Annotated in this window: 26 protein-coding genes and 1 tRNA gene; 16 read left to right on the top strand and 11 right to left on the bottom strand. The window is 40.2% G+C overall.

The features are described from left to right. Positions 1–179: 179 nt before the first annotated feature. Positions 180–851 (bottom strand): bifunctional 4-hydroxy-2-oxoglutarate aldolase/2-dehydro-3-deoxy-phosphogluconate aldolase, encoded by a 672-nt coding sequence (locus VB715_RS09805; RefSeq protein ID WP_323301019.1) that lies wholly within the window; start codon positions 849–851, stop codon positions 180–182. A gap of 110 nt (positions 852–961) precedes the next feature. On the opposite strand from VB715_RS09805, the gene VB715_RS09800 reads away from it, so the two are divergent. The 5 genes from VB715_RS09800 to VB715_RS09780 all read left to right on the top strand — a co-directional run bounded on the left by VB715_RS09800 (position 962) and on the right by VB715_RS09780 (position 6881). Then, positions 962–1393 (top strand): nucleoside deaminase, encoded by a 432-nt coding sequence (locus VB715_RS09800; RefSeq protein WP_323301018.1) that lies wholly within the window; start codon positions 962–964, stop codon positions 1391–1393. A 380-nt stretch (positions 1394–1773) separates the two neighbouring features. After that, positions 1774–2760: an RNA polymerase sigma factor, RpoD/SigA family gene (locus tag VB715_RS09795; protein ID WP_323301017.1), complete on the top strand. Its 987-nt coding sequence runs from the start codon at positions 1774–1776 to the stop codon at positions 2758–2760. Between the two features lie 322 nt (positions 2761–3082). After that, positions 3083–4054, top strand: a complete 972-nt coding sequence (locus tag VB715_RS09790; RefSeq protein WP_323301016.1) for a PEP-CTERM sorting domain-containing protein — start codon at positions 3083–3085, stop codon at positions 4052–4054. Between the two features lie 347 nt (positions 4055–4401). Beyond that, a complete protein-coding gene (gene tsaD, locus VB715_RS09785) occupies positions 4402–5454 on the top strand; it encodes a tRNA (adenosine(37)-N6)-threonylcarbamoyltransferase complex transferase subunit TsaD (protein WP_323301015.1) in 1053 nt (350 codons plus the stop codon). Between the two features lie 272 nt (positions 5455–5726). After that, a complete protein-coding gene (locus VB715_RS09780) occupies positions 5727–6881 on the top strand; it encodes an iron-containing alcohol dehydrogenase family protein (protein WP_323301014.1) in 1155 nt (384 codons plus the stop codon). Positions 6882–6943: 62 nt separating this feature from the next. Here the strand turns inward: VB715_RS09780 and VB715_RS09775 are convergent, their stop codons facing one another. The 3 genes from VB715_RS09775 to VB715_RS09765 all read right to left on the bottom strand — a co-directional run bounded on the left by VB715_RS09775 (position 6944) and on the right by VB715_RS09765 (position 9155). After that, the gene (locus VB715_RS09775) at positions 6944–7435 is read right to left on the bottom strand and encodes a DM13 domain-containing protein (protein WP_323301013.1); all 492 of its coding nucleotides are present in this window, start codon (positions 7433–7435) and stop codon (positions 6944–6946) included. 184 nt (positions 7436–7619) lie between these two features. After that, on the bottom strand, positions 7620–8921 hold the full coding sequence (gene hemL / locus VB715_RS09770) for a glutamate-1-semialdehyde 2,1-aminomutase (RefSeq protein ID WP_323301012.1): 1302 nt from the start codon (positions 8919–8921) through the stop codon (positions 7620–7622). A 161-nt stretch (positions 8922–9082) separates the two neighbouring features. Continuing rightward, a tRNA-Ala gene (locus VB715_RS09765) sits at positions 9083–9155 on the bottom strand. A gap of 32 nt (positions 9156–9187) precedes the next feature. Between VB715_RS09765 and VB715_RS09760 the strand changes: the two genes are divergently transcribed. After that, entirely contained in the window at positions 9188–9532 is a 345-nt protein-coding gene (locus VB715_RS09760) for a hypothetical protein (protein WP_323301011.1), read from the top strand. On the opposite strand, the gene VB715_RS09755 is transcribed toward VB715_RS09760, so the two are convergent. After that, complete coding sequence (locus tag VB715_RS09755; protein ID WP_323301010.1) at positions 9512–10429, bottom strand: LysR family transcriptional regulator; 918 nt, start codon at positions 10427–10429, stop codon at positions 9512–9514. The genes VB715_RS09760 and VB715_RS09755 overlap by 21 nt on opposite strands. 107 nt (positions 10430–10536) lie before the next feature. Between VB715_RS09755 and VB715_RS09750 the strand changes: the two genes are divergently transcribed. Next, entirely contained in the window at positions 10537–11253 is a 717-nt protein-coding gene (locus VB715_RS09750; protein ID WP_323301149.1) for a pirin family protein, read from the top strand. A gap of 8 nt (positions 11254–11261) precedes the next feature. Here VB715_RS09750 and VB715_RS09745 read toward each other — a convergent pair whose 3' ends face one another. Next, positions 11262–12269: a hypothetical protein gene (locus tag VB715_RS09745; RefSeq protein WP_323301009.1), complete on the bottom strand. Its 1008-nt coding sequence runs from the start codon at positions 12267–12269 to the stop codon at positions 11262–11264. Between the two features lie 369 nt (positions 12270–12638). Here VB715_RS09745 and VB715_RS09740 point away from each other — a divergent pair, with 369 nt between their 5' ends. The 4 genes from VB715_RS09740 (at position 12639) to VB715_RS09725 (ending at position 16474) form a co-directional block, all read left to right on the top strand. Continuing rightward, entirely contained in the window at positions 12639–14243 is a 1605-nt protein-coding gene (locus VB715_RS09740; RefSeq protein WP_323301008.1) for a DGQHR domain-containing protein, read from the top strand. 157 nt (positions 14244–14400) lie between these two features. After that, complete coding sequence (locus tag VB715_RS09735; protein ID WP_323301007.1) at positions 14401–15036, top strand: peroxiredoxin; 636 nt, start codon at positions 14401–14403, stop codon at positions 15034–15036. 137 nt (positions 15037–15173) lie between these two features. Further along, positions 15174–15410 carry a 50S ribosomal protein L28 gene (gene rpmB, locus VB715_RS09730; RefSeq protein ID WP_323290153.1) on the top strand — a complete coding sequence of 79 codons (237 nt, stop codon included), beginning with the start codon at positions 15174–15176 and terminating at the stop codon, positions 15408–15410. 176 nt (positions 15411–15586) lie between these two features. Next, positions 15587–16474 carry an alpha/beta fold hydrolase gene (locus tag VB715_RS09725; RefSeq protein ID WP_323301006.1) on the top strand — a complete coding sequence of 296 codons (888 nt, stop codon included), beginning with the start codon at positions 15587–15589 and terminating at the stop codon, positions 16472–16474. A 19-nt stretch (positions 16475–16493) separates the two neighbouring features. On the opposite strand, the gene VB715_RS09720 is transcribed toward VB715_RS09725, so the two are convergent. Next, positions 16494–16808, bottom strand: a complete 315-nt coding sequence (locus tag VB715_RS09720; protein ID WP_323301005.1) for a hypothetical protein — start codon at positions 16806–16808, stop codon at positions 16494–16496. Between the two features lie 41 nt (positions 16809–16849). After that, the gene (locus VB715_RS09715) at positions 16850–17401 is read right to left on the bottom strand and encodes a thioredoxin family protein (RefSeq protein ID WP_323301004.1); all 552 of its coding nucleotides are present in this window, start codon (positions 17399–17401) and stop codon (positions 16850–16852) included. Between the two features lie 90 nt (positions 17402–17491). Between VB715_RS09715 and VB715_RS09710 the strand changes: the two genes are divergently transcribed. The 4 genes from VB715_RS09710 (at position 17492) to VB715_RS09695 (ending at position 20754) form a co-directional block, all read left to right on the top strand. Continuing rightward, a complete protein-coding gene (locus VB715_RS09710) occupies positions 17492–17896 on the top strand; it encodes an NIL domain-containing protein (protein WP_323301003.1) in 405 nt (134 codons plus the stop codon). Between the two features lie 44 nt (positions 17897–17940). Then, entirely contained in the window at positions 17941–18675 is a 735-nt protein-coding gene (locus VB715_RS09705; RefSeq protein WP_323301002.1) for a hypothetical protein, read from the top strand. A gap of 115 nt (positions 18676–18790) precedes the next feature. Continuing rightward, positions 18791–19990, top strand: coding sequence for a glycosyltransferase (locus VB715_RS09700; RefSeq protein WP_323301001.1), 1200 nt, complete (start codon positions 18791–18793; stop codon positions 19988–19990). Next, the gene (locus tag VB715_RS09695) at positions 19987–20754 is read left to right on the top strand and encodes a Uma2 family endonuclease (RefSeq protein ID WP_323301000.1); all 768 of its coding nucleotides are present in this window, start codon (positions 19987–19989) and stop codon (positions 20752–20754) included. The genes VB715_RS09700 and VB715_RS09695 overlap by 4 nt, the downstream gene beginning before the upstream one ends. Positions 20755–20857: 103 nt before the next feature. Here the strand turns inward: VB715_RS09695 and miaA are convergent, their stop codons facing one another. Both miaA and VB715_RS09685 read right to left on the bottom strand, forming a co-directional pair. Then, positions 20858–21757, bottom strand: coding sequence for a tRNA (adenosine(37)-N6)-dimethylallyltransferase MiaA (gene miaA, locus VB715_RS09690; RefSeq protein ID WP_323300999.1), 900 nt, complete (start codon positions 21755–21757; stop codon positions 20858–20860). After that, positions 21754–22695 (bottom strand): serine hydrolase, encoded by a 942-nt coding sequence (locus VB715_RS09685; RefSeq protein WP_323300998.1) that lies wholly within the window; start codon positions 22693–22695, stop codon positions 21754–21756. Before VB715_RS09685 ends, miaA begins: the two co-directional genes overlap by 4 nt. A gap of 143 nt (positions 22696–22838) precedes the next feature. On the opposite strand from VB715_RS09685, the gene VB715_RS09680 reads away from it, so the two are divergent. Then, positions 22839–23879 (top strand): hypothetical protein, encoded by a 1041-nt coding sequence (locus tag VB715_RS09680; RefSeq protein ID WP_323300997.1) that lies wholly within the window; start codon positions 22839–22841, stop codon positions 23877–23879. 31 nt (positions 23880–23910) lie between these two features. Here VB715_RS09680 and VB715_RS09675 read toward each other — a convergent pair whose 3' ends face one another. After that, positions 23911–25734: a serine/threonine-protein kinase gene (locus tag VB715_RS09675; protein ID WP_323300996.1), complete on the bottom strand. Its 1824-nt coding sequence runs from the start codon at positions 25732–25734 to the stop codon at positions 23911–23913. Positions 25735–25795 lie beyond the last annotated feature (61 nt).

Genomic DNA, 25795 nt, shown 5'->3' with positions numbered 1-25795 from the left:
TGTGGTTAGAACCCATAAGCCCATGCTTTTTTATGGTAGCGAACTTTGGGTTTCGCTGAAATGCGGGGTGGGGGGGTTGAGGTGATGGTTTGTAGGAGCATAATATTTAGAGAAGCAATTAAACAGTTTAATCAGTGGTTAAAAAATCAAGCCCATCAAATATGATTGTTTTAATTAACTTAAATCTCTTGGAGATGTTTTATTTTGTCTCTTAAAAATTCTGCCCGTTTTGTAACATTTTTCCAGTCTTGATTATTAATAGCATGATCAGGAAATAATTGACCTGATAAACCGACAGCGATCGCCCCTGCTTCAAGAAAATTAGCCGCATTGTCTAAGGTCACGCCACCGGTCGGAATTAAAGGAATTGAACCTATTGGCCCCTGTAATCCTCGAATATAAGCAATGCCACCAACTGCCTGTACCGGAAAGACTTTAACACAACTCGCTCCCCCTTGCCAAGCACTGACAATTTCTGTGGGAGATAGGGCCCCTGGAATGATAGGAATTTGGTGATCAATCGCTGTTTTAATTAGGGTTTGATTGACGTGAGGCGTAAAACAGAATTGTACCTGAGCAGCGATGGCAGCTTGTAAGTCTTCTAATGTTAAAATTGTCCCCGTGCCAATGATACAATCTGGTAATTCTGTTTTTAAGCGTTGAATAATTTGAGCAGGATTTTTACTATTCCAAGTAATTTCAATCAGTCGCATACCGCCTTTGGCTGCTGCTCTAGCCATGTTTAAACCTGATTCTATGTCATCTGTCCGAATGACAGCAATTGCCCGATGTTGTCTTAACAATTGTTGCCAAGACGCTGATATTTCAAGAGAGGAATTTATAGTAGACAAATTCAGTTTAAGAAATAACGCTTTTTACTTTGACATTGTAGCAAATTAGTTTAAAATTGATCTAGGTGATGAGGCAATTAACCCCTAAAAAATTTAGGAGATGCTCCCAGATGGATGAATTTATGGCAGCAGCGATCGCCGAAGCAAAACAAGGCCTAAAAGAAGGCGGTATTCCCATCGGTTCCGTTTTAGTAAAACATCAGACAATTATTGGTAGAGGACACAATAAACGAGTCCAAGAAGGTGATCCCATTACCCATGCAGAAATTGATTGTTTACGCAATGCGGGACGGATCGGTAATTATCAAGATACGGTTCTTTATTCTACCTTAATGCCCTGTTATCTCTGTGCGGGAGCAGTGGTTCAGTTTAATATTAAAAAAGTCATTGCCGGAGAATCTAAAACTTTCCCAGGAGCGAGAGAATTTATGGAATCCCACGGCGTTGAAGTGATTGATTTGAATTTAGATGAATGTCAAAATTTGATGGTACAATTTATCGCCAAAAATCCCTTACTTTGGCAGGAAGATATTGGTAAATAAGCCAACAATCTCGATCAACCATCAACAATACGGGAATGACTGCCTTCTGGTTCGGAGATTTCACCAAATTTAAACCTTTCATTATATTTGTTTTTGAGCCATTATAGTAGTAGCGAACGCCAGTTACTTGCGGGCGCAAATCCCTCAACACCTTGGTTAGTCTAGATTTGCTCGTTTTTAACATCTCGTAAAAACAAATGAACCTTTTAGATCTTGCCATCGTCTAAAGAGATAAGTTAAGATAAAAACAAGTTAAAGTCATACCGACTTCACCTTGTAACCTTTCTTTCCAGTCCTCATGTATTAATTCATAAACATTTTGGGAAAGATAAGGATAGTAATAGACTTTTAAGCAGATTTAAGGAGTCAAAACTGTACCAATGCCCACTGCTAACGTGAACACCAAAACCAAACAGCCTACGTATTCAGCAGATATGGTGCGGACTTATCTGCATGAAATTGGGCGGGTACCTCTGTTAACCCACGAACAAGAAATCGTTTATGGGAAACAAGTGCAAAAAATGATGACCTTGTTAGAAACAAAAGACAATCTTGCTCAAAACTCAGGACTCGAACCCAGTCTAGGAGAATGGGCCAAGGCGGTAGAGATGACGGAAACCAGCCTTAAGAAAATCCTAGAACAAGGAAATCGCGCCAAACGGAAGATGATTGAGGCCAATTTGCGCTTAGTTGTTGCCATTGCCAAGAAGTATCAAAAGCGCAACATGGAATTTCTCGACCTGATTCAAGAGGGTAGCTTAGGACTGGAAAGGGGTGTAGAAAAATTCGACCCAACCAAAGGCTATAAATTCTCGACCTATGCTTATTGGTGGATTCGCCAAGCGATCACGCGGGCGATCGCGCAACAAGCACGCACCATCCGTTTACCCATTCATATTACCGAGAAACTGAATAAAATCAAGAAAACTCAACGAGAACTCTCACAGAAATTAGGAAGAAGTGCTACTCCAGCAGAAATTGCCCAAGAATTAGAGATTGAACCCGCTCAAATTCGGGAATTTCTGAGTATGGCCCGTCAACCCATTTCCTTAGATGTTCGTGTCGGGGACAATCAAGATACAGAACTCTCGGAACTTTTGGAAGATCAAGGCATTTCCCCCGATCATTACATCACCCAAGAGTTATTACGCCAAGATCTCAGCAATCTGATGGCGGAACTCACCGAACAACAGCGAAAGGTTTTAACCCTCCGTTTTGGCTTAGAAGATGGCAAAGAACTATCTTTAGCCAAAATTGGCAAAAAGCTCAATATTAGTCGGGAACGGGTGCGTCAACTAGAACATCAAGCCTTAGCCCAACTGCGGAGACGACGGGGCAACGTCAAAGAATATCTGGCAGCCAGCTAATATAGCACTCCTATTTCAGTGGTGAGAAAAATCTCTCAGAATAGGGGTTAGGGAATTTAACCAATAACCGGATTTCATATAAATAAGGAATAGCAAGAGATAGGCGAGGAAATAACCGCTTATCTCTTTTAATTTTTCCAAATTTTGATAATTTTCTCCAGTCTAACCTTAATCAATTTAGATGTATTTTTACTTACATTAAAACTTTTTTTCCGGTAATTGCATTCTGAGATTAAGATAAGTTTTGTCTAAGTGTGTGCCAGATAAAACTTCCTTAATTATTCCCAAACTTGTCTAGACAACTGGGGAATTATGAGCTACTATGTCCAAGAAGCTCTTATTAATAAAATATAGAGGAAACCAAATGATAAATACCAAGGCGATAGCCTTTAGCTCGATTGTAGCGACATTACTGGCTGGAACCGCAGCGCAGGCGCAATTTATCCCCCCAGATGATCTCCCCCCAGGTAAGCCCGCTACCATTGATATGATGGGTACGGTTGAAGCCAACGGAAGTGTTTGGAATTTCAGCTACACCATAGGACCTCTCGGTGAAGTAGAAAGGGTTGATGCGGACGGAAACGTCGTTTTAGATGAGGAGGGAAATCCCGTTTATGACTTGTTCTACGACCTCGAAAACCCATTCTATGTCAACCTTGAGACTGGAGAGGTTGTTCAAGGCTCCGTTGGTGATCCCGATAATGCTGGCTTTGACTATGCACAATACGACAGTCTGTCTGCAATTCTAGATCCCAATGGCGGTTTTAATGTTAGTTTCGCAGATTTTGGGGGCGCAAGTAATTTCAGCCAAACATTTGTTTTTCCTGCATTTGCTCCAGATATCCCAGGATTAGCTCGTTTTGCTGGTTCTCTGGCAGGAAGTCTTTTTGATTTAACGGGTAATGGTGTAAGTATCACGCCGAATGGTCAACCGTCAACCATTGCCATTAATCTCTACGACAACAATAACACCATAATCTCCACCCTCAATTTTGGTGATATCCTTGCAATTGCTAATGCTGATTCCGATCCAGCACAATCCCATACCTATGGGCCTTTCGGCAACACAGATTCTCCTCTGCTAGTAAACTGCGCACCTGCTGGTTGCGGAAGGGTAGAAATCGAACTCGGCTTTACTGGTTCAGGTGGTGGCGATCGCTATGGTCTGGTTGGTGGTTTTAATGTAGTTGGTGTCGAAGGCCCTCCCGTCTCCGTACCCGAACCTGGTACCACTGCTGCTCTAGTGGGTGTGGGTCTTTTAGGCTTGGCTTCTTGGAAACGCAAGCTTTCCTAGAAACGGTTGATCCTTCCCAACTAATTGCCAGTAATATAGTTGGGGTTTATACAAAATTTGTCGCAATACAACTAGGCTAGGGCATACCCAAAGTCAACCCTTGGGAAGAGAACCACCTCTGGCCAACGATACCGCAAGGAGTCTGAGTTAAGTGGACTCGCTGAACCAAGAATCCCCGCCTTTCTACCGCGAGGAGTATCAAAAGACTGAATCTAGTTTTCAAAGTGGCATATAATGATCAAAGAAATCCGGTTCTATAATCTAGGCTATCTAGCTGAAGTGATTATGGAAACCGGATTTTATATATCTTAATGAAAAATCCTGTCTAAGAGAATGTTCAGAATCCCATGACCACTATATTAGCAATTGAAACCAGTTGTGATGAAACTGCCGTGGCCATCGTCAACAATTGTGAGGTTTATAGTAGTGTTGTTGCCTCACAAATTGAACTCCATCGGCTCTATGGGGGAGTGGTTCCCGAAGAAGCATCTCGTCAACATTTACTGACCATTAATCCTTGTATTGATCAAGCTTTAGCGGAAGCAAATTTAAGCTGGAATGAGATTGATGGCATTGCTGCAACGGTTGCTCCTGGGTTAGTTGGGGCGTTAATTGTAGGCGAAACAGCAGCGAAAACCCTTTCAATTATACATCAAAAACCCTTTATTGGGGTGCATCATTTAGAAGGTCATATTTATGCCACTTATTTGAGTGAACCTAACTGGAAATCGCCTTTTTTATGTTTGTTAGTTTCTGGGGGTCATACCAGTTTAATTTATGTAAAAGATTGCGGGATTTATGAACAATTAGGAACCACCCATGATGATGCGGCGGGGGAAGCTTTTGATAAGGTAGCAAGATTATTAAAATTAGGTTATCCAGGGGGGCCAATTATTGATAGTTTAGCCAAAAAAGGCAACCCTGAAAGGTTTATTTTACCAGAGGGAAGGGTATCATTACCAGGGGGAGGTTATCACCCCTATGATTCTAGTTTTAGTGGTTTAAAAACGGCAGTATTACGATTAGTTGAACAGTTAAAAAAAGAGGGATATGATCCCTTACCTGTTGCAGATTTAGCGGCCAGTTTTCAAGCAACAGTTGCCCGATCATTAACAAAAAAAACCATTGCCTGTGCCTTAGATTATGGTATCACTCATATTGCGGTTGGGGGAGGAGTTGCGGCCAATAGTGGACTAAGAAAACAGTTACAAGAAGCAGCAAAAGAACACAATTTAATTGTGCATTTTCCGCCGATTAAATTATGTACAGATAATGCAGCAATGATCGGTTGTGCTGCTTGTGATCATTTTCACAGAGGTCATGTTTCTTCCCTCAAATTAGGGGTAAAATCTCGATTAGGAATTACTGAGGTAATGCAGCTTTATTCAGTTGATAATTAGTAGGGGTCAACGGCCGTTGACCCCTACTTGTGTTTTTTCTGTAGAGCTATATTTGTTAAATTTTAATTGTTACCTGATCGGTATGAACAGTTTAACTTCTTTTTTTTATTCTGAATACTCAGTTCAAAGTCATCTATCGTATAACTTAAGTTAAACTGAAGTCAACTGTCTATCTTAACTTGAGTCTTACACAAACCTAAAATCCCCTGATCAAAGTTAATTTGTTACCCTAAAATAAATAACTACCCTCTATCTCATCTTAAACTCATCAGATGTCGTCAAAAACCGCGAAAATCTCATCATCAGTTACCACCAAGATCACACCCCTCTTCGTCTCTCCTGCTCAAATTATCAAAGGACAGGGTATTCTATCCCAAACAGGAAGTGCAATTGCTCGTTTAGGGAAACGTCCCTTAGTGGTAGGCGGAAATAACACCCTTTCTGTGATTTCCCCCCATTTAAACCCCATTTTTAAACAATTTAAACTTACTGCTGCCCAAGCAACCTATAGCCCAGACTGTTCAGAAAATTCTTTAGAAACTCTTACCACAGCCACCAAGGAACATCAAGCCGATTTTATCATAGGAGTGGGGGGTGGAAAAGCCCTTGATACCGCTAAATTATTAGCCCACCAGCAACAACTCCCCATTGTTACTATTCCCACCTCAGGGGCAACTTGTGCCGCTTGGACAGCCTTATCTAATATTTATTCTAACGAGGGAGCCTTTCAATATGATGTTCCCTTATTGCGTTGTCCTGACTTACTAATTTTAGACTACGATATTGTTAAAACCGCCCCTAAACGGACATTAATTGCCGGAATTGGAGATGCGATCGCCAAATGGTATGAAGCATCCGTTAGTAGTGGTAATTCTACCGCAACCTTAACGATTGCGGCAGTGCAACAGGCCAGAATTTTACGAGATATTTTATTACAAAAATCAGCAGCGGCCTTAGAAAACCCTGGTGGGGAAGACTGGTGTGAAGTGGTAGATGCAACGGTATTATTAGCGGGAGTAATTGGAGGTTTAGGGGGTGCAAATTGTCGCACAGTAGCGGCCCATGCTGTCCATAATGGTTTAACCCATATTCCGGCGGCCCATGAAGCATTACATGGGGAAAAAGTAGCTTATGGTATTCTCGTTCAATTACGCCTAGAAGAGATGATACAAGGGAATCAATTAGCCGCCTCTTCTCGACAGCAATTGTTGAAATTTTATGAAGAAATTGGCTTACCAAAAACCCCAGAAGATTTAGGATTAGGAGAGGTGACGTTAAATCAATTACGTCAAGCAGCCAAAATTACCTGTCATCCTAATTCAGATATTCATCGCTTACCCTTCTCGGTTTCTCCTGAACAATTATTAGGGGCCATGGTGTCTACAAAAGCAGAAATTTTGGTGAATAAAACTCAAGTAAACTCTTGACCCGAAAATTAGGGGTTAGGGGTTAGAAGTTAGCTCCCCACTCCCTGACCCCATCACTCTTATTATTTAAGGGTAGCGTAACCCATGGTGGCATTAGCCATACGACACCAGATAACCACTGACTTGAAGCCTGAAGTTTGAATAGCACTAGGAATAGGATAACGTTGCGCCCCTTTTGCGTTGTGTAACTTCCCTAAATTGACAAAACGATTCATATTAGAGTTAGAGTAAGATTTGGGAGGGGTTGCATCGGGATCAAGTAGTACGTGCAGATCAGGGGCTTGATCGGTGGTACTGAAGGCTGAGTCTAGCTCCAAATAGGTTTGTCCGTTTTCCCTGACAATTCTGGCTACTCCCGTTGTGGGAGCTTCAGCTTTAACGAAGGTTCCCATCTTAACGACAGGAGTGTTTTGGGCCATGAGGATAGGAAGATTAACTTGAAATTCTTCAGCCGCATTAACAGAGGTTGTGGTTGTAGAGAAGCTACTACCAAGAATCAAGGCAGAAACTAAGCCAGTGGCGAGAAGAAGTTGAGTTTTTTGTGAGAAGATCATGACTTGAAATCCTGCTTTTGGGCTTTGAGTTGGTTTTCAATTCTGAGTATCTTTCCTTATCCTGAGAATTGAAAGGGAAGATTCTGAAAAAACCCTAAGCTTTCCCTAATAAAACTGAGAATTTGTGAACTTGTACAGAAGGAAAAGGAAAAAGACTAACCCTTTCCCCTTTCCCTGTTAATGTTTACAGTGTTGCTAGAACTTCTTTTGCTGCCGTTAAGGTGCGTTCGATATCGTCTTCTGTATGAGCTAGGGAAGTAAATCCAGCCTCAAATTGAGACGGAGCAAGATAAACACCCCGTTCTAACATTCCCCGATGGAAACGCCCGAATTTAGCGAGATCTGATTTTTTCGCATCCTCATAGTTACGAACTGGCCCTTCCGTAAAGAATAAGCCAAACATTGCCCCAACATAGCCCCCACAAACATTATGACCAGTCTCTTTGGCAACCTTTAACAACCCTTCACTTAATTTCTGGGTAATGCGGTCTAAATAGTCATAAGTTCCTGGTTTTTGCAGCAATTCCAGAGTTTTAATCCCTGCTGTCATGGCCAAAGGGTTTCCTGATAAGGTTCCCGCTTGATACATGGGACCAGCCGGGGCCACCATAGACATAATATCTTTACGTCCCCCATAGGCTCCCACAGGCAAACCACCGCCGATCACTTTGCCGAGGGTAGTTAAATCAGGGGTGACACCAAATTTTTGTTGGGCCCCACCATAAGCAAGACGAAAACCCGTCATCACTTCATCAAATACCAGTAAAGCCCCATATTCTTTGGTTAATTCCCGTAATCCCTCTAAAAAGCCCGCATCAGGGACAATAAAACCAGAATTACCGACAACGGGTTCTAAAATAACCCCTGCAATCTGATCGGGATTTTCAGCAAAGAGGGTTTTAACCGCTTCTAAATCATTATAGGGAGCGTTCAGGGTGTTGCTGGTCGTGCTTTTAGGAACCCCAGGAGAGTCCGGTAAACCAAGGGTTGCAACCCCGGAACCGGCCTTAACCAAAAACATATCAGCGTGGCCGTGATAACAGCCTTCAAACTTGATGATTTTATCCCGTCCTGTAAAAGCTCTAATCAAGCGCAGAACGGACATACAAGCTTCCGTACCTGAATTGACAAAACGCACCATTTCAATGCTCGGAACCGCATCAATGACCATTTCTGCTAGGACATTTTCTAACACAGAAGGGGCCCCGAAACTGGTTCCCTTTTCTAGTGCCTCATGAAGTGCCGTAATGACGTCAGGATGAGCGTGGCCACAAATGGCGGGGCCCCAGGTTCCTACATAATCAATGTACTGATTGCCGTCTACATCCCAAATATAAGCCCCTTTGACTCGATCAAAGACGATGGGTTGTCCACCGACAGACTTAAATGCTCTTACCGGAGAACTAACCCCCCCTGGCATTAATTTTTGAGCAGCGGCAAAGATTTCTTCCGATTTGGTGGTTTTCAATGATGTTGTGCTAACCAATCTAATCTCCTTTACATCCTAAGTAGAATTCTGTTTTGTGACAATAGGATATTTGTCTTCTGCTAAACATTGTCTGATTTTATTATCCTATGAATCCATCCCTGAGCAACGAACCATTACAGACTCTTATCTTGAAGGTTTTGTCAGAGACTCCGATAAGATGGAGAATAGGGGATTCGAACCCCTGACCTCTGCGGTGCGATCGCAGCACTCTACCAGCTGAGCTAATTCCCCATTACTCTTCCGACCCCCTATTCTAACATTGAATGTTGCTGTTTGTAATTCTTTTTAACTTAGTTCTTACCCTGATCAATTTTTATCTAGTTTGGCAACTGCGAAAATTGTCTCATTTTTTGCAAAAATTTACCTATCAATTAACCCGACTAGAGCAGCGAATTCATGTCATTTTTCATCCTGCACCAGAGATTATTTTAAAGGGACAGGAAGGTACTATTTATCTGAAAAAACGTTATCAATCCTTGAAAATTAAACTGCTCAGGTTACAACAAGCTCTGAGTGTACTTAATTTTTTATTGAGAATTTTGCCACAAAAAAGATTTTCTTTAAAGCAAAAATCATCAAAAGTCAACTTAACAAGATTGCGGGGTTAATTTTGTAAATAATTGTCCCAAATGATTTTGTAAGATTTCACTAAATAATCTGACTTTAATTGATAAATGACGCTGGGCAGGATAGATGACACAAATATCAATGTCTGGTGGATAATAATCAGGTAATATTATCACCAATTGCTGTTTTTGAAGAGCAAAATCAATCATGAAAATAGGTAACAAAGTAATACCTAATCCTTGTATAGCAGCTTCCCTTAAAACTTCCCCATTATTAGAACATAAAAGACTTTTAATTAAAATGGTATGTTCTCCATCTGGCCCCATTAATTGCCATTGATTACCACTAGCTAAATAACCATAATGTAAACAAGAATGCTCCCGTAATTCTGAAGGATGAGATGGGATAGAATGAGTATCTAAATAAGCAGGAGAAGCGCATAAGATACGTCTAATTGGGGCGATATTTTGAACAATTAAACTTTCAGATTTCGGGGGATGAGCAATCCGAATTACCAGATCATAGCCTTCAGCAATAGGATCAATTAAACGATCTTCTAAGGTTAACTGGACTCTTAAAGCAGGATAATTTAACATAAATTGTGATAAAATAGGGGTTAAATACATAGTCCCAAAAGACATCGGCGCATTGACTCTAAATATTCCTTTTGGTTCAACTTGTAGCTGAGAAACTGCAATTTCTGCTTCTTCTAAATCCGCTAAAATGTTCAGACATCGCTCATAAAAAGCCATTCCTGTTGCAGTCGGATTAACTCGTCTTGTACTACGATGAAGTAACTGTACCCCCAGGTCATTTTCTAGGTTAATCACCAATTTATTGACCGCAGAACGAGATAACCCCATTGCTCGGGCCGCTGCCGCAAACCCCCCAAATTCAACCACTTGGGTGAAGGCGCGAAGACTTGCAAACTTATCCATACTGTCGCTAATTAAGAAACAATTTGTCTAAAAAATATTATATTGTCTTTTTAATGATGGGGAATTATGATGAAATTAAAGTTAATCATCAACGAGAGGAAAGGGTTATGATTACAGTGCGTCCGTCACAAGAGCGAGGAATGGCTAACTTTGGCTGGCTAGATAGTCGTCATAGCTTTTCCTTTGGTCAATATTACGATCCCAATTATGTAGGGTTTGGGACGCTACGGGTGATCAATGAAGACAAAGTGACACCAGGGGCCGGATTTGCCACCCATCCCCATCGCAATATGGAAATTATCACCTATATTATTGATGGGGCCTTAGAACATAAAGACAGCATGGGCAATGGCTCAATTATTCGTCCTGGGGATGTACAGCGAATGAGCGCAGGGACGGGAATTAAACATAGTGAATTTAATCCTTCTCAGACAGATCCCGTTCATTTACTGCAAATTTGGATTATTCCAGATACAGAAGGTTTAACCCCTAGTTATGAACAAAAACACTTCTTCCCCACCGAAAAAGAAGGAAAACTCTCTCTTATTGCTTCCCAAGATGGAAGAGAAGGCTCTGTCACCATTCATCAAGCTGTAGACTTATATACAACTCAGTTAAAGGAAGGCCAAACCGTTCAATCTTCGTTAAAAAAGGGGCGGGGTGCTTGGGTTCAAGTGATTAAAGGATCAGTACAATTAGGCGATTTTCAACTCTATGCAGGAGATGGGGCCGCCATTATGCACATAGATGAAATCACCCTGACAGGATTATCTGAATTAGCTGAAGTATTATTATTTGAGCTTCCTGAACCCATCAGCGTCTGAAATGGGTTTTAGTTAGCCATATAAACTCCGATTTTATTCGGTACTTTTTTCCATAATCCTTGCAATTTTCCAGAGGATAAATGTTTGAGAATATCCTCTCGAAGAATACGAAGTTGTGTCTGGTTTAATTGCCCATAAATTCCCTGGGTAACTTCAGTAATCGTAAACTCTTTTCCTTGATTTGATTGGAGCAACTTTTGAATCGCTTGTTGCTTGGATAACCCTCGATATTCCGGCAACATAGCAATAGCAGAAGACTTTTGGCTAGAACGATTACCCTTGGCTATTGGTGAAGAAACTTGCTTTAATTTCTGCAATTTTTCTATCCCTGTTTCTGACCAGAAATAATGCTTTTGATGATTCTTAAAATAATCAACACCCTCTATAAATTGTTCCAGATATCTTATCCGTAAATTTAAGACAAAATTTATGGTAACTGACAACAACTTGGCTACCTTAGCGGTGGGTAAAGCATCGTCTGGAACCTCTCCTTTTTTCAGTTTCTTTTCGACCAAATCAGGAAAATCTGCCAAGGTTAATGTCCAACAATCAGGAGCATCAGGGACTTTTACCCATTGTCCTTGCTTAGCTCCTTTTATTAACTGTTGTTCCATTAACGGCTTCACCTGTTGCTGCTGCTCCTCAGAAATCAGACCATAAAAATGCCGTAAGATATAGTCAATTTGTAGCATTTTTCCGCGTTCCGTCTCCAATAACTCTCGAATTTTTGGCGACGGTATTACGAAAAATTCATCCTCATTTTCCGTCTCTTCATCTTCCCTGTTGTCGGCGATAGTTTCATCAGGGACAGGGTTAGTATCATTGAGCAGCCAAGATTGAGCTTCCACCGATTCAGGGAGGGATGATTGAGCGGATAATAGAGCTTGGACGTTTCCCAACTGCTGAGCCGCGCTGATTGCCGCCTGTTGATGATATTCAATCAGTTGACGATAATAATCAGCTAATTGAGCTAAATATTCGTTCACTCCTGCGGGGGGTGATGGTGGTTTCATCATGGCTTACTTTTGCTGTTCTTTGACAAAGCGCTTACATTTTTTGGTGATGCCTTCGCATTGGTTGCCGTACTTGGGACAAGCAGTCGCGTAGGTTTCTCTCTCACAACTGTCATGACAATAAGAACATAGGAACTTAAAAATACGGGTATGGATGACGCGATTATGCGCTCTGACGGTGTATTCGTTAACGTGAACTTTCTTACTGGGCATTTTGGTATTACAGAAAACAACTCTCTTTTTAGTTTGACGAATATTAAGACCCTTGTGCTACTGTCTCTGTAAAGATTTGCGGACTTTTCCCGACAGCTTACTCTCTAGTTTATTATGAGAAGACTATGTTATTCAGTCAATTTTAAGATAACAATTAATATGGATCAAAATCTTACGCGCCAACTTTTGCACCAAGATACGGAAGAAAAAGAAGCTCTCGCCTTACTTTTAGAACGTCATTTATCCCGTCAAGAGCAAATTTTTGTCCAGAAAACCCAGATGGGCAACACTCAAGGTTATCTGGGTTCTGTTTCTTTAGAATGGTTAGCTAGTCGCGTTCGTTTTGCTTCTCAACTGCCTTTGTTTCGGCGCAAATATGATCCGATTACTGATAATATTATTAGAGATGCAGAAACCGTTGAAGAATTACAACAACGTCCCTTAGATTGGTCACGGCAATCACATTTGGCGCAATATTTAGCCGTTGTTAGAAACCATAAATTTCCTCCTGTTTTAGTGGTTATTAGTAGTGAATGGGTGAATGATCCTCATGCAGTAGAATGGGGCAGCGAACGCCGCGCTTTAGTGAGTGTGGATGACTTTACCTCCTTAGATAAACAAGATAGAATGGGATTGATCAATATTGGAGAAGATTATTCTATTTTTGCCCTAGATGGACAGCATCGATTGATGGGAATACAAGGGTTAATGGAATTGTTGAAAACTGGAAGATTAGAGGTTTATAATAAGTATAAAAAAGCCACGGGTTCCGTTATTACTATTGATGATTTAATTGAAGAATATCATCTAGATGTAGCATCTTTACAAAGTTTATCTCAAGAAAAGATTGGCATTGAATTTATTCCTGCTGTTATGCAAGGAGAAACCTATGAAGAAGCGAGAAGACGGGTAAGAACAATTTTTGTTCATGTTAACCGCATGGCCATTGCTTTAAGTAAAGGACAGTTAGTTTTATTGAATGAAGATGATGGTTTTGCAATTATTTCTCGCCGACTTGCGATTACTCATTTTCTGTTAAAAGATCGAGATGAACATGACTGGAACCCCCGCGTAAATTGGGATAGTGCAACCATTTCTAATAAGTCAACAGTTTTGACAACTTTGCAAGCTTTACAAGATATGGCAGAAGGGTATTTAGGTGATAAATTTTCTCATTGGAAAAATAAAGATAAAAAGAATTTAATTGCTTTACGTCCTGATGATCAAGAAATAGAAGAAGGGTTAGAAGATTTACAGGAATTATTTGATTATTTAGCTTCTTTACCCAGTTATCGTCAATTAGAACAAGGGGTAAAAAGCTTTGAATTGAGACGTTTTAGTCATGAAAAAGGGGGAGGTGAAGGAAATATGCTGTTTCGTCCTGTGGGACAAATTGCTTTAATGCAAGCCTTGGGATTTTTGGTATTTCGGAAAGAATTTGATCTAAAAAGTATCTTTGAAAAGTTAATATATTTCGATGAAATTGGGGGATTTAGTAATATGGAAAAATCCCAATCTTTATGGTATGGTGTACTTTACGATCCGATGAAAAAACGGATTCAAGTAGCGGGTAAAAAATTGGCCAGTCGCCTGTTTATTTATTTATTAGGAGGAGTGAATGATGAATTTGAAAAGGCAGAAATTCGCCAGGCATTAGCGGAAGCAAGAACGATTAAAGATGCCGCAACGAATCAAGAAAAAACGATTGATTTTCAAGGAAAGTTTGTTAAACCGAGAAGTGTCGGATTACCTAATATTTTATGATTAAGTTTATGGAAAGTGACAATAATGAAAAATACGAAACAACATTTCCTAATCTTTATCAAGAATTATTATAAATACCTAAAATTTTGAGAAATCATTGAACATTTATGGTAATAATAAAAATGCTCCTTTTAAAATGTATAGGAAGTTACCAAATATGGCTCTTCAACTCGGAGATATTGTACCTGATTTTACCCAAGAAACTAGCCAAGGCAACGTTTCTTTCCATGAATGGGCCGGAGATAGCTGGGTTGTGCTGTTTTCCCATCCCGCCGATTATACCCCCGTTTGCACCACTGAATTAGGGACAGTAGCTAGTCTCAAACCCGAATTTGACAAACGTAACGTTAAAGTGATCGCTTTGAGTGTGGATAGTGTAGACTCCCATCAAGGTTGGATTAACGACATCAACGAAACCCAAAACACCACGGTCAACTATCCCATTATTGCCGATCCCGATCGCAAGGTGGCAGACTTATATGGGATGATTCACCCCAACTCTCTCAATAACCTAACCGTGCGTTCCGTGTTTATTATTGATCCTAACAAGAAATTACGGCTAACCTTGACCTATCCTGCTAGTACAGGACGGAATTTTGATGAAATTTTGCGGGTAATTGATTCTCTGCAATTAACCGATTATCATCAAGTTGCCACCCCTGCCAACTGGAAAGATGGAGATGATTGTGTGGTTGTTCCCTCCATTCCCACAGAAGAAGCAAAACAGAAGTTTCCCAAAGGTGTTACCGAAGTTAAACCCTATTTACGCATGACCCCCCAACCCAACAAATAGGAATACTTTTATCATTAAGATCTACTAGGGGTCAACGGTTGTTGACCCCTACTTTCCACAATGACATGGCTGAAAACCTTGCCAGAGTTTGCTAGGATTAGAGATCGGACTTCATTGCATCAAAAAGGAGGTTTCCCATGTCCCGTAAATGCCAGCTAACCGGAAAAAAGGCGAATAACGCTTTTGCTGTCTCCCACTCTCACCGTCGCACCAAAAAACTACAAGAAGCTAACCTACAATGGAAACGAGTTTGGTGGCCAGAAGGCAACCGTTGGGTTAGATTACACATTTCTACCAAAGCCATTAAAACCCTACAAAGGAAAGGGTTAAACGCTATGGCCAAAGAAGCTGGAATTAACTTAAATAAAATGTAATCCCCGAAAATGTCAAACAATAGGGGTTGAACAGGGGATGAAAGTTTCTCTCACCTTAATCTCTGTCAGTGAGAGTAGGGGAAACAATAAAATAATAATCTCCCCGTTCAATTTCTATCGGTAAATGGGTTATATTATTAACAAAACTTAATTGAATAACCCTTTAACAAATTCTCATGACGACATCAGAACTGATCAACCCTAACGCCTTGGAAAGCTACTATTGGCATTGGCAGGGACACCGTATTAAATACACAGTTAAGGGGCAAGGTGAACCCATTCTTTTAATTCACGGATTTGGCGCATCTATCGGTCATTGGCGCAAAAATATTCCCTCCCTTTCCCAAGAAAACTATCAAGTCTATGGGTTAGATTTGTTAGGATTTGGGGGATCGGACAAGCCTCAATTGGATTATACCGTAGAATTGTGGCGAGATTTAATTAGAGACTTTTGGCAAGCACATATTAATAAACCGACGGTATTTGTGGGTAATTCCATTGGCGGACTATTAACCTTAATGATCTTGGCAAACTATCCTGAAATTAGCAAAGGCGGGGTATTAATTAATTGTGCAGGTGGGTTAAATCACCGTCCTGATGAGTTAAATTTTCCTCTCCGTTTCATTATGGGAACCTTTGCCAAATTAGTGAGTTCTCCTGTAACCGGAAAGTTTATTTTTAATACCATTCGTCAAAAACAACGCATTCGTCGCACTTTATATCAAGTTTACTGCGATCGCAATGCTGTCACCGATGAGTTAGTCGATATTCTCTATCAACCTTCTTGTGATCCTGGGGCCCAAAAAGTCTTTGCTTCCGTATTAACTGCCCCTCCCGGCCCTCATCCTAGGGAATTATTACCCCAAATAGAACAACCTTTATTAGTGTTATGGGGAACTGATGATCCTTGGACACCCATTACCGGGTCAAAAATGTATCAGGAACGAGCAGAAAACGTTCATCATACCGAGTTTTATCCTATTCCAAAGGCGGGCCATTGCCCTCATGATGAAAACCCCCATCAAGTCAACGAATTGATGTTAAATTGGTTAAATCGCCTGTAAGACTAATAGTTAAGATTTCTTAGATCCAGTCTTCATCCTCATCATCCCCAAATACTTCAACATCAGAATTGACCCTTATTTCCGGTTCAGGGGGTGGGGGTGGAATTTCCGGTTCTGGTAATAAGTCAGCAGGAGAACTCCCGTCTACTTCGATTACCACAACTTCCGCAGCAGGTAGCCAAAAAATTTCTCCTTGGCGATCGCATACCGCTACGGTTGCAGGAAGCCAATTTTTTAGTAAACGAGATGACGGTAAAGCTTGATCAGTTCCTAACCCTGTCCCCACCAAGAGATAATGGTGGCCCGTTGTTTGATGTTTAACAATAATTGCCATTTTTGTCTTGAATATATGTCTATTCTCCTCACCCCCTTACACTAAGATTGAACTTGGGCCCCATGACTACGAGGATCACCAGAAGGAGTATTAACAGGGGTATTAAAGTCCGAGGTTTGGCCCGTAGAATAGGCGTAGGGCAAGATTTGATGAGCAATTAAGGCATCTAAATTTGCTTCCATCACCGAGGGAGGTTGTTCCCCAAGGGTTTGAGCGATCGCCTCTCCAGTATCATCAATAAAAACAAAGTGGGGAATACCATCAACCCGATAACGGAGAATTTCCGGCAACCATTTACTATTATCTACATTTAACATCACAAAATTAACTGATTTCTCATATTTTTGTTTTAGTTGGGCTAATTCTGGGGCCATAGCTTGGCAACTGGTACACCAATTGGCATAAAATTCCGTTAAGGTGGGTTTGCCGTTGTTTAAAGCGACTTCTATCGGGGTTGCTGCTTGTGCTTGTGCCTCTAAAGAAACGGAACCTGTTTGGGTTTGAAAGCCAAAAAAGATCGCTATACTAAGGGTAATAGCAGCAAAAGCAATTAAGATATTTCTAACGCGGTTAGCACTAACAAGTTCAGACATAAAAAATATTAAAAAGATGAGAGCTTTTACTAATTTAATATAATTGTTTGTGCTTGTGCCAACTTTGGTTAATTTCCCCAACTTAAAATCATGAAAAAACGAGTAACCCTAACCTTTCCCAAACGAACGGTTCATATGCCCTTAACCTATCGTTTAGCCAAAGAGTTTAACATTGCAGCCAATATTATTCGGGCCCAAGTTGCCCCCAATCAAGTGGGAAAATTAGTCTTAGAATTATTAGGGGATATTGATGCGATTGAGGCCGCCCTAGAATGGATGCGATCGCAAGAAATCGGGGTATCCTTAGCCAGTCGAGAAATTGTCATTGATGAAGATAAATGTGTAGACTGTGGCTTATGTACAGGATTATGTCCGACAGAAGCCCTAGTGCTTGATCCAGAGACATTCAAGTTAGTCTTTAAGCGATCGCGTTGTGTGGTTTGCGAACAATGTATTCCCGCCTGTCCCGTTCAGGCCATTTCTACGAATTTTTGAGATTTGATGCCACAATAATAACTAATTTACAGTGAGGAAAGGACGTGAACCCTAGTCAAAGCGATCGCCTTATCATCAAACATCTCGATAAAATTCTCTTTGGGGTTGCCAGTGCTTACTTAATCTTAGTGCTGGTGTGGTTAGTCAGCCAAGTCTCTAAACCCAAAGAGCAACCCCTCACAAAGCCGCCTCTATCCGCCGAAGATGCCGGATTTATCGCCTATTTACAACAGTCCTTAAAAATGCTTGACCAAACATCAACCCCAAAAACCTTAGTCAAGCCCACAGAGAGCAATCTTTCGACGGTGGCCGTGACCCCCCCTGGAACAACCCCTGAGAAGATCATTGAACGAATTTACGTGCCAATGTATCCCCCAAACTCCACCCCTGGAAACCCTGGAACAGTGACACCTCCGTCTCCCCAAACTCCCATTAAGATCAACAATATACCAGCCCCCCCGCCCCTTCCTCTTCCCTCTGCTGCTGCGCCCCCGACAACGGTTCCGGTATTAGTACCTGGCCAAACTTCCTTATCTGTTCCCCCAGAAATTGCTTCAAACTCCCAACCCGTAACGAATGGGAATCATACCTTAGTCGGTGTTTTAGAGGCTGGGGAACGCTCTTCCGCCTTATTTACCTTTAATGGAATCACCCGACGCTTTGAGATCGGAGAAGCGGTAGGCAATAGTGGCGGGGTTTTGATGGGGATACAAAACCAAAAAGCGGTGATTTATTTCAACGGCAAAACACGATATCTCGAAGTCGGACAAGGGTTATGATATCGACGGAGGCAGAAGGCATTTAATTCGATAAAAAGTCAGCCAAAAAAGGGACAGATTACGGTAAGCTTAACTGAATAGTATTTGCCCTAAAAATAGCTACTCTCAATTACTAATGCTCAATGAATCTTTATTGCCTGTTCCTACTGGCCCATTACAAATTGCGGAAATCCCAAAAACCCTAGAAGGTTTTGATAATAATGTCCTCAAATTTTCTTTAGTGCTTCCGACTTATAATGAGGCGGGTAATATTGCTGATATTGTCAAAATTTTAAGTGAATTACTTGATCGCTCCATTCCAGGGGAGTATGAATTGATCGTTGTGGATGATAATAGCCCCGATCAAACTTGGAAATTAGCCCTAGAATTAATCCCTGATTATCCTCAATTACGAGTCATGCGTCGGGTAGAAGAAAAAGGACTCTCCACTGCGGTAATTCGCGGTTGGCAAGGGGCCAGAGGGGAAGTTTTAGGAGTAATTGATGCAGATTTACAACATCCCCCCGAAGTCTTAGAACAACTGTTACAAGAAATGGGAAAAGGGGCTGATTTAGCCGTAGCAAGTCGTCACGTTGAAGGGGGTGGAGTCAGTGAATGGAGTGTTATCCGCCGTTTCCTCTCCCGTGGGGCGCAAATGTTAGGGTTAATGATTCTTCCTGAAGTCATTGGCCGTTTGTCTGACCCCATGAGTGGTTATTTTATGGTACGTCGTAGCGCGATCGCGGGCAAAACTTTAAGTCCGGTTGGCTATAAAATTCTGATTGAAGTGACAGCAAGGGGTAAAATTCGTTGGTTAGCTGAAGCAGGTTATGTGTTTCGAGAACGTCAGGCAGGGGAAAGTAAAGTCACCTGGAAACAATATATCGAATATCTGCAACATCTTGTCAGGTTACGTTTATCTTTATCCGCCCGTTTTATTCAGTTTTGTTTGGTGGGATTAAGTGGTGTCGTGGTTGACATGGGGTTTCTTTTTCTATTAAGTGATGCCAGTACCCTAGGATTACCCCTAACTCGCAGTAAAATCATTGCTGGAGAATTGGCGATTATTAATAATTTTATTTGGAATGATTTTTGGACATTTAGAGATATTTCTCGTCTTCAACCTGGAAAGCGTCAGCGAGTGAAACGGTTAATTAAGTTTAATATTGTTTGTTTAGCGGGATTGGTTCTGAATGTTTTACTGTTGAATATCTTTTTTAATGTTTTTCAGTTAAATAAATATTTAGCTAATTTCTTAGCGATCGCTTGTGTCACTCTCTGGAATTTCTGGTTTAATTTAAAGTTAAGTTGGCGAGTCACTGAAGTAGATAAATGACAACCTTACAACGCCCTCAAATAAACCCCTTACCTCCGATCACTTGGGAAAAATTACCCGATGATTTTCAGTTACCTGATGAACCTGTGGAAAGTAATCTACAACCCCTTTTAGCATCTGCTTTACGAGAATCCCTAGAATTAGCCGGTTTAATCGTCGAATCGATGTTAATTGCCTCTAATTTTGGCTTATGTGCTACGGTAGGGGATAAAACTATCGTTAAAGCCCCTGATTGGGTTTATGTGCCATCGGTACAGTCTTTACCTGTTGGCGAGATTCGACGTAGTTATACTCCCCATTTAGAAGGTGATATTCCTGCCATTGTCATCGAATTTGTTTCAGAAACAGAAGGGGGTGAATACTCGATTAATCCTCATTATCCCTATGGTAAATGGTATTTCTACGAGAAAATTTTACAAGTGCCTGTTTATGTAATTTTTCATCCCAAAACAGCAGAATTAGATGTTTATCGTTTAGTTTCAGGTAAATATGAACAACAGTTAGCTGATGAAAATAATCGCTATTGGATCGAGGAAATTAACTTATTTTTGGGAATATGGCCGGGGAAAAAAGCAGAAATGACTGTTTCTTGGTTACGGTGGTGGGATCAATCCGGTAATTTATTATTATGGGGAAGTGAATTATTAGCAAGAGAAAGATATAGGGCCGAACAAGCTGAATTAAAACTTGAACAGGAACAAGTTTTACGTCAACAATTAGCACAAAAATTGAGGGAATTGGGAATTGATCCTGAGACTCTATAATGTTTTGAGGAATAGCACAGGTCATTTGTACTAAAGAAGGTCGGCATTGCCCACCCTACCAGGTTAATCGTAATTGCTTAATTGTATGATTTTAGATAACAGTTTAAAGCTCCGTAGAAAACTGTTTAATTCTCTGCCAAACTTTGTCTAAAAGATCGGGAGACATAACATCAAACCATTCAATATTTGGATCAGCACGAAACCAAGTTCGTTGACGTTTTGCAAATTGACGGGTATGTAAAATAATCTCGTCTTTTGCTTCTTCTAAAGATATCTTATTATTTAAGTAATCTCTAATTTCACGATAACCCAAGGTATTTAATAAGGGTAACTCCCATCCGTATTTTTTGATGAGATTTTCAACTTCTTTAACTAATCCTATTTCTATCATTTTTTCAGTTCTTTTTTCAATTCTTGTTTGTAAATTTTCAGGGGAACAATCTAACCCTATTTGCAGAATAGGATAACTCGGAGGGGTTTCTCCTTGTTGTTGAGAAATGGGCATTCCTGTAACATAAAAAACTTCTAAAGCACGCAGGGTTCTAACTTCATCATTAGGATGAATTTTCTGGGTAGAAATTGGATCAATTTTTCTTAAAATTTCATAGCATTGTGATTGTCCTAACCCTTGTAATTGTAATCTTAATTCAGGATGAGGTGACACTCTTGGTATTTTTAATCCCTTAACAATAGACTTAATATATAATCCTGTACCACCAACTAATAGGGGAGTTGAGATTGAATTATTGATTAACAATTGAGCTTTTTCTTGATATTCTGCCAAGGTTAATGTCTCAATTGGGTCACAAATATCAATTAAATAATGGGAGACTAATCTTTGTTCACTTAAGCTAGGTTTTGCCGTTCCAATGTCAAATTCTCGATAAACTTGACGAGAATCTGCACTAATAATTATCGTTTGTAAACCCTGTGCTAATTCTACGGCTAATCCAGATTTACCTGTTGCTGTCGCCCCACAAATAACAATTAAAGATGTCTTCACTTTTCTAGTTGTTGTATGGACTTAACAACAGTTTGAGAAATAAAGGGAATTATGGCCTGATTATTACTATTATGTTTTCCTTCTGTAAACACAACTAAAAGATAGGGTTTTTGCTCAGGTATTTCGATATAAGCAGCATCATGACGGACTTGAGTTGTCCATCCTGCTTTTGACCAAAATTCAGCATCAGAGGGTAAACTTTCACCGATAAAACCTGTGACTTGATCTTCTTCTTCTGGACTAATATCCATTGGGGTAAGACTACGTTTTAATAAAGCCATCATCTCTTGTGATCGCTGGGAAGAAACAGCAATTCCCCCAATAATACTATGTAATAATCTCCCTACTGAATTAGTAGTCAACATATTACGATTTTCCATCATTTCTCCCAAAAATATTCGTTCTCTCCCATAGGGGCCATCACACCAAGTCTTTTGATTCACATTAATATTGTTTAATTCTTCCCAACCTAAACCACTAAAATAACGATTCACAATATTACGTTGATTTTGCCAGGTTTCAAAAGGCCCTTGAGGTAATTCTGGCCCGCTAGTTGTTCCCGTTAAAACATCAACAACTAAACTTGTGGCATCATTACTAGAATCTATAATCATATCCCGAATTCCACGGCTTAATTCTGCCGACTCAGGAATCATTTCTCGTTCTAACCATTCATGAATGGCTACTAAATAAAAGAGTTTAACAATACTTGCGGGATAAATGCGTTCAATTCCCCGATAACTAAACCCTCTAACCGGATATTTCCAAAATTCTTCTGCTGAAATTGCTCCTCCCGTATTGACCATTACCGGAGGATCGTAGACAATCCAAGTTAAGGCTAATTGATCTCTGGCTAATTCGGGAAATTCTGCCCAAGTCGTCTCAAGAATTTGAGTGCCAAGGTGTTGTAAGGTGTCATCTTGATGGAAAAAGGTCATAGTGATCGCTGATTGAGCATTATTGTTAATATATCATTTACTCAGCTTTGACATCCTGCGAACTCCTAACGCCGAACTCAGGTAAGTGATATGATGAATAGTCCGACACTCAGATAGATTAAGCTGACTCACGAAGAATGAATATGGTTGCTGTCCCCCCTTCTCCTGATGACATTCGCAATGCCCTAGAAAGCCCTGTAGACTTTAATTTTCAGTTACCCGATCCTGAAGATGAAGAGATTCAAGAGATAGACTTTCAGCAACAGTTAGATGCAGTGTGGAAAGTTTGCGATCGCTTTGATCTACAAACGGATATCTGGCGCGGTAGAATTTTACGGGCGATCCGCGATCGGGAAAAACAAGGGGGAGACGGGAGAGGGACAGGTTTTCTCAATTGGTTAAAACAGAGAGAAATTACCAAAAGTCAGGCTTATGCTTTGATTCAACTGGCTAATAGTGCCGATACTTTATTAGCAGAAGGACAGTTAGATCCCGATTCTATCAACAATTTTAGTAAACGGGCCTTTGTCGAAACGGCTAAATCTGCCCCAGAGGTGCAAAGATTAGTCAGTGAAGCGGCCCAAAAAGGCGATCGCATTACCCGTAGAGAAGTTAAACAGCTATCGGATGAATGGACGGCTATGAGTTCGGATTTATTGCCCCCAGAAGTCAAGGAAAAGGCATCTGAAGGGACGTTACCCCCCCGTCATCTTGCCCCTTTGGTTAAGGAGATGGAAAAATTACCCGATAGTCATCTCGAAGCGATCCAAAAAGAAATGACGGAAAATCCTGATGTGGATACAGTAAAAATGTTAACCACTGAGGCGAGAAATTTGTCTAAATACCTCGATGCAGCGGCCCAAGTTCAAACCTTGAGAAAAACGCCCTTAGATTTGGAAATGGCTTTAGAAGAGGCCTTAAGATTAGATTGTTTAAATACTGCTGCTGACTTAGTTAAACAAGCAACTCAATTAGAACAAATGGTCGGGAAACTATATACGACTTGGAAACGATTAGGCAGTCTTTCTGATCGCTTATATGTGGATACAGGGGCAAGTAATCCTCATTTACGAATGATGTTAACCTCTTTGGAATCCTTAAGTAGTGAAGTGATTGAAGTTCAACTTGACGAAGCAGGGGAAAAAGTCGTCCGTTTACGAGTGATGACAGAAGGGGATGAATAATGAAGTCAGAAGTCAGAAGTCAGAAGTTTTCTTAATCATCATTTAGGACAAGATAAGACCTTAAATCTAAGGTAAAAAGTTGGGCTGTTTTCCTCGACCAACTGGCAATTAATAAGTTAAATTCCCCGAAACCTGTCATTGCTGTAATGCTTAAAGAGAGTTCAATTTGACTGAGTTTTTGTCCATCTCTATCTAATAATAGTAAGGTTCCTTTGTCATTGGCTAAACCATAACCCCAATCTTGAGCAATAATAAATTTTGGCATAAAGTCTAAAGCAATTCGTGTCACCTTTAAAGGTTTTAATTTGATTAAAATTCCATAATGAGGCTCTATGTCTTCCATACCAAACAATTCATAATGATTGCTAGGATTAGGGGTTAGAGAAGATAATAACAAAGGAAGGGAAAACCCTTTAAGAAAACGACCTCTACGATTAAATAAATACAAAAAAGTCCGCTTATTTCCTTGAGAATTACGAGGAAATAGAGCCAAACCATAACGATGATCTAAAGCAATTAATTGGGAAGGAATTGGGCAAATATTTGGAGCATGAACAATCGATAAATGGGGAAGATTAAAAACTTGAAATTGCCCAGTCATTTTGTGATTATTTTTTGTCGAAATAACTGCTAACCATTTTCCTTGTATATCCAAAGAACTCAAAAATTGAGGAGATTCAAATGGGGGCAAAATTTGAGCAACTAAACTAGAATTTAGAACAGCCTGATTAGGATAACAATATAGAGAATACTGAGCCGTTCCTGTCGTTTTTCTCTTGGTTAAAATAAAACAACCTTGAGGTCTAATTTCAAAAGTTTTAATCGGTTCATTAAAAGATATTTCTTGTTGATGATTGGGAAGTCCTGTTAAACTTGAATCATCATAATTTAAGCAAGTTAACTGCTTATCTATTCCGACATAAATATTGTTATTATTTACCTCTAAGTGAGAGATTTTCTGAGAAAAAGAGACTTGATTGAGTAATTTAATTTCAGGGGTAATCAAAGGAGAGTCAAGGGGTAAAGCTATCAAGCAATAGACAGGAGAAGGACATACTTCAGTTTTTGCTAAAGCCACCTTATCTAACATTTCTTTAGCGGAAGAAAACCGTCTTTGTGGTAACTTTTCTAAGGCTTTGAGTAAAATTGCTTTCAAGGGTTCAGCCACCCGATCTGGCACAAAAATTCTTTGATTAAGATGAGCTAACATTAAATCACTTGGCAGCCCCGAAAATGGTCTTTCTCCTAAAATTAATTCATACAAAATAATGCCAACAGAATACAAATCACATCCATAGGAATATTTACCATAAAAACGCTCAGGAGCCATATAAGCTGGCGAACCAGTATAACCACTTCCTGGGGGAAGATTAAGGCTTTCTTGACTTAATCGGGAAATCCCAAAATCAGTTATTTTTGCTGTCCATCCTTGGGGCGTTAAACTCAGTAAAATATTTTCAGGTTTAATATCACAATGAATAATTTTGTGTTGATGAGCCTGTTCTAATCCTGCTAAGATATCAGTGACTAATTTAAGAGAGGTTTCTAAACTTAATTGATCAGAGGATTCCATTAGATTTCGTAAGGTTCCTCCTTCACAATAATCCATTACTAAATATCGTCCCTTTGCATGATATTCTATGGCCTGGCAAGCAACAATATTGGGATGACGTAAACTGACTAAATAGGCAAATTCTCGCAAAAATCGGTTAGTCGGAAACCCTGGCCCCAGATTTTTCAAGGCAACAAAGTCTCCCCGATGACGACGCAAGGCAAAATAAACCTGACCAAATTGCCCTTGGCCAATTTTTCCTAAAATACGATAATTTGAGCGATAAGGAAAAGTAGGGTTCATATTCAGGTTAGAAATAAGTTAAAATTCTAGGGTGTTACAGATTGTATAAAAAATGGGCTAA

Source organism: Crocosphaera sp. UHCC 0190 (assembly GCF_034932065.1).
Lineage (GTDB): Bacteria > Cyanobacteriota > Cyanobacteriia > Cyanobacteriales > Microcystaceae > UHCC-0190.
This window is presented reverse-complemented; position numbering and strand designations above follow the sequence as displayed.

What these genes read in the sequence shown, in the direction of transcription:
- VB715_RS09720 (WP_323301005.1), bottom strand. Translation starts at nt 16,808, where the DNA reads ATGGCAATTATTGTTAAACATCAAACAACGGGCCACCATTATCTCTTG.
- VB715_RS09680 (WP_323300997.1), top strand. Translation starts at nt 22,839, where the DNA reads ATGGTTGCTGTCCCCCCTTCTCCTGATGACATTCGCAATGCCCTAGAA.
- VB715_RS09710 (WP_323301003.1), top strand. Translation starts at nt 17,492, where the DNA reads ATGAAAAAACGAGTAACCCTAACCTTTCCCAAACGAACGGTTCATATG.
- VB715_RS09790 (WP_323301016.1), top strand. Translation starts at nt 3,083, where the DNA reads ATGTCCAAGAAGCTCTTATTAATAAAATATAGAGGAAACCAAATGATA.
- VB715_RS09715 (WP_323301004.1), bottom strand. Translation starts at nt 17,401, where the DNA reads ATGTCTGAACTTGTTAGTGCTAACCGCGTTAGAAATATCTTAATTGCT.
- VB715_RS09780 (WP_323301014.1), top strand. Translation starts at nt 5,727, where the DNA reads ATGTCGTCAAAAACCGCGAAAATCTCATCATCAGTTACCACCAAGATC.
- VB715_RS09685 (WP_323300998.1), bottom strand. Translation starts at nt 22,695, where the DNA reads ATGACCTTTTTCCATCAAGATGACACCTTACAACACCTTGGCACTCAA.
- VB715_RS09750 (WP_323301149.1), top strand. Translation starts at nt 10,537, where the DNA reads ATGATTACAGTGCGTCCGTCACAAGAGCGAGGAATGGCTAACTTTGGC.
- VB715_RS09760 (WP_323301011.1), top strand. Translation starts at nt 9,188, where the DNA reads ATGTTGCTGTTTGTAATTCTTTTTAACTTAGTTCTTACCCTGATCAAT.
- VB715_RS09740 (WP_323301008.1), top strand. Translation starts at nt 12,639, where the DNA reads ATGGATCAAAATCTTACGCGCCAACTTTTGCACCAAGATACGGAAGAA.
- VB715_RS09755 (WP_323301010.1), bottom strand. Translation starts at nt 10,429, where the DNA reads ATGGATAAGTTTGCAAGTCTTCGCGCCTTCACCCAAGTGGTTGAATTT.
- VB715_RS09700 (WP_323301001.1), top strand. Translation starts at nt 18,791, where the DNA reads ATGCTCAATGAATCTTTATTGCCTGTTCCTACTGGCCCATTACAAATT.
- VB715_RS09775 (WP_323301013.1), bottom strand. Translation starts at nt 7,435, where the DNA reads ATGATCTTCTCACAAAAAACTCAACTTCTTCTCGCCACTGGCTTAGTT.
- VB715_RS09675 (WP_323300996.1), bottom strand. Translation starts at nt 25,734, where the DNA reads ATGAACCCTACTTTTCCTTATCGCTCAAATTATCGTATTTTAGGAAAA.
- VB715_RS09745 (WP_323301009.1), bottom strand. Translation starts at nt 12,269, where the DNA reads ATGATGAAACCACCATCACCCCCCGCAGGAGTGAACGAATATTTAGCT.
- VB715_RS09725 (WP_323301006.1), top strand. Translation starts at nt 15,587, where the DNA reads ATGACGACATCAGAACTGATCAACCCTAACGCCTTGGAAAGCTACTAT.
- VB715_RS09695 (WP_323301000.1), top strand. Translation starts at nt 19,987, where the DNA reads ATGACAACCTTACAACGCCCTCAAATAAACCCCTTACCTCCGATCACT.
- VB715_RS09795 (WP_323301017.1), top strand. Translation starts at nt 1,774, where the DNA reads ATGCCCACTGCTAACGTGAACACCAAAACCAAACAGCCTACGTATTCA.
- tsaD (WP_323301015.1), top strand. Translation starts at nt 4,402, where the DNA reads ATGACCACTATATTAGCAATTGAAACCAGTTGTGATGAAACTGCCGTG.
- VB715_RS09735 (WP_323301007.1), top strand. Translation starts at nt 14,401, where the DNA reads ATGGCTCTTCAACTCGGAGATATTGTACCTGATTTTACCCAAGAAACT.
- rpmB (WP_323290153.1), top strand. Translation starts at nt 15,174, where the DNA reads ATGTCCCGTAAATGCCAGCTAACCGGAAAAAAGGCGAATAACGCTTTT.
- VB715_RS09800 (WP_323301018.1), top strand. Translation starts at nt 962, where the DNA reads ATGGATGAATTTATGGCAGCAGCGATCGCCGAAGCAAAACAAGGCCTA.